The organism is Pedococcus sp. 5OH_020, assembly GCF_027812955.1.
Classification (GTDB): domain Bacteria; phylum Actinomycetota; class Actinomycetes; order Actinomycetales; family Dermatophilaceae; genus Pedococcus.
The window spans coordinates 1-1,444 of the sequence record NZ_JAPYZV010000026.1 but is presented as its reverse complement, the minus strand read 5'-3'; the positions used below and the strand labels follow the sequence as shown (position 1 = coordinate 1,444).

The window sequence follows — 1,444 nt, the reverse complement described above, 5'->3', positions numbered from 1 at the left end:
AGCCTCCGCTTCGCTCCGGCTGGGTAACTCCCACCATCGCTGACCCACCCGCGCACCACGAGTAGCGACGTGCCCCCTGGCAGCGTCGCTGTGCGCATGTCGGTCCTGTGCACGAGACCGTGGGTGCCCTGGTCGACCCGGTTGTCAGGGGCTGGGCTGTTCCTCGCCTCAGGCCTGAGGGAGCGGCGTACCCAGCAACGAAACGCCGGTCTGCGGCGCGCTGCCAGGTTGCGGCCCACGTTGTGGGTACCCTCCAACTGCGCGACTAGACACCGCGAAGCGTCCCCCAGCTGCCACACCTGCTGGGGGACGCTCTTCGTCCACGGCGTGTCTCGAGCGCCTGGAAGAGCTGCTGACGGCCCGTAGAGGCCCCAGGACGGCCGCCGCCGGTACATCCCACTCCGTGGGGCCCTGTCCCGCCCGCTGGCAGCCCTGGGGGCGCTTCGCGCACGTTCTCAGCCCCGGGCAGCGAGGCAGCGCCGGCACAGCCCATCGATCAGCCAGCGCCGGCTCACCACGAACCCGCAGCGCCGGCACGGCCGCGCATGGAACCACCACGGCAGCCGCGCTCGAGTCTGCTTGTGCGCCATCAGGATTCGCCCCACCGCTTGCGCGCACCATCGCCAGTGGTGCCCACACACCACCCGACCGCCGCCCAGCTCATCCCGCACTCCCGACCCTCGAGCACGAGCTGCTCGAGGCGCACCTGGTCCTCGCGGATCCGCGCCACCAGCTCCTGGAGCTCGGTGGCCACCTCGAGCGCTTCACCCTTCAGCCGGCCCACCGACCGAGGCACGAACGCCATGCGGCCGCTCGGCGCCCGAACGATCGACACCCCGTCCTGCGCTGCCTCTGCCGTGCCGATCGTCACCGGGTCGAACGTCGCGTCCCGCTTGCTCTTCGCCATGCTGCCTGCCCCTCCCTGCCGATAGGACACTCGCCTACCCGACTCGGCGAGTCTCCTCGCTTTTCTACCCCCTGACCATCGTCTGTTCGTACATGCTCTGACCTGCGGTTTTACCCACGCGGAAGAGCTGTTCGCATTCTTCCCAAGAGCCGGCCTCCGCTCCGCTCCGGCCGGGCCGTGCAGATGCCAGCCTCGAGGCCCTCACCGCTACTGCGCTGGCGACGAGGGAGGCGGAGCCGCGGGGCCGGCTCATGCACACGCCCCAGCGGTCGCCAGGAGCTCGAGCCGGCTACTCAGACCCGTCGTGCCCGACCCCCGTACCGGCATCGCAGCCGGACACCACCCAGCGCCGGCGCTTCGCGGTCACTGCGCAGACCCGCCAGCTGCTCGAGCGGTCAACCACCGTTGACGACGTGGCCGGCGAGCCCATCCGGACCGCAAGCGGGCAGAGCGATCCCCCAGCCTCCGCTTCGCTCCGGCTGGGTAACTCCCACCATCGCTGACCCACCCGCGCACCACGAGTAGCGACGTGCCCCC

At 70.8% G+C, this 1,444-nt stretch carries 1 protein-coding gene; it reads right to left on the bottom strand.

What is annotated here, in order from left to right:
- Positions 1-589: 589 nt before the first annotated feature.
- Positions 590-907 carry a hypothetical protein gene (locus PHA84_RS20650; RefSeq protein WP_270890025.1) on the bottom strand — a complete coding sequence of 106 codons (318 nt, stop codon included), beginning with the start codon at positions 905-907 and terminating at the stop codon, positions 590-592.
- Between the last annotated feature and the right edge of the window lie 537 nt (positions 908-1,444).